Annotated in this window: 2 protein-coding genes and 1 pseudogene; 2 read left to right on the forward strand and 1 reads right to left on the reverse strand. The window is 65.7% G+C overall.

Annotated elements, in window-relative coordinates:
* On the reverse strand, window positions 1–565 hold a 565-nt coding region (locus tag MOV74_RS38505; protein WP_246932776.1), incomplete at its 3' end, for an SDR family oxidoreductase.
* A gap of 121 nt (window positions 566–686) precedes the next feature.
* Here MOV74_RS38505 and MOV74_RS38510 point away from each other — a divergent pair.
* Window positions 687–1,061, forward strand: a complete 375-nt coding sequence (locus MOV74_RS38510; RefSeq protein ID WP_246932778.1) for a response regulator — start codon at window positions 687–689, stop codon at window positions 1,059–1,061.
* A 55-nt stretch (window positions 1,062–1,116) separates the two neighbouring features.
* Window positions 1,117–1,224 (forward strand): annotated as a pseudogene (locus tag MOV74_RS38515) (LysE family translocator); the annotation flags it as partial.

A 1,224-nucleotide genomic window follows, 5' to 3' on the forward strand; every position in this document is an offset into this window, starting at 1 on the left:
CGACGCCGCCGGGATGCACGACCGACAGTCTGACGGGGCTGCCCGCCACTGCGAGCTCGTGCCGCACGCTCTCGGAAAAGCCGCGCACCGCGAATTTCGCCGCCGCATAGGCCGATTGGCCCGGCGGCGCGATGATGCCGAAGATCGAGGAGAGGTTGACGATATGCGCCTCCGGTCTCGTCTTCAGATGCGGAAGGAAGGCGCGCGTGCCGTGCACCACGCCCCAGAAATTGATGTCGAACAGCCAGTCCATCTGCGCCTGGTCGATCTCCTCGAACGAGCCCATTAGCGCCACGCCGGCATTGTTGACGACGATGCCGAGCGCGGGATGCGCCGCTATGGCCTCGGCCGCGAACCGTGCGATGTCGCTCGCCTCGCCGACGTCGACGCGGTGCAGGCTGACCTTGCGTGTTGCTCCGATCTCCGTCGCGAGGCTCTTCAGCCCGGCTTCGTCGCGATCGGCCAGCGCGAGATCGCAGCCACGATGCGCAAGCTCGATGGCCAGCGCGCGGCCGATGCCGCTGGCCGCTCCCGTGATGGCGACGGCGCCGCGAATCGCAGTCATGATGTCCCCCGTCAAGCCCTCGTCGATGGAACTATGATTTACATTTTTTCAGAATGGAACCGAACCGAGAGCGAATTGGCTCCTTAACATACGTTACGCAAGCAAGCATTGGGAGACGCTGATGGGACAAGCACAGCCATTTCGTGCGACAGCGCTGATCGTTGAGGATGACGTCATGCAGCGGGAGATGCTGAGTCTTCTGCTGGAAGAGAGTGGTTACCAGGTCATCCAGTGCGAAAGCGCCGAGGCCGCCGAGCGCGTGCTCGACAAGAGTGCCGGCGTGCTCTGCCTGATGATGACCGACGTCCAGCTTGCCGGCCGCATGAACGGGGTCGAGCTCGCGCATGTCGCCAAGGACCGCAATCCCAGGCTCGATATCGTCGTCACCTCCGGCCGCCCCCTGATGCAGCCCTTGCCCGCGGGCGCCAAGTTCTGGGCCAAACCCTGGGCGCCACTCGACGTTCTGCGCGAGGCCGAGCTCGCACAGCTGTCCTGAGGGGCGCCGGGAAGGTCGGCTTTCTCCCCGCGAGGCGGGCTGATAAGGTCCGCCCATGTCCTGGTCCTTCCTGCTCACCTCGCTGATCGTCGTCGCCTCGCCCGGCACCGGCGTGCTCTACACGCTGGCCGCCGCGCTCACCCGCGGCTCTCGCGCCAGCGTC

Origin of the sequence: Bradyrhizobium sp. SHOUNA76, assembly GCF_023006445.1 — a bacterium.
Lineage (GTDB): Bacteria > Pseudomonadota > Alphaproteobacteria > Rhizobiales > Xanthobacteraceae > Bradyrhizobium.

What these genes read in the sequence shown, in the direction of transcription:
- MOV74_RS38510 (WP_246932778.1), top strand. Translation starts at nt 687, where the DNA reads ATGGGACAAGCACAGCCATTTCGTGCGACAGCGCTGATCGTTGAGGAT.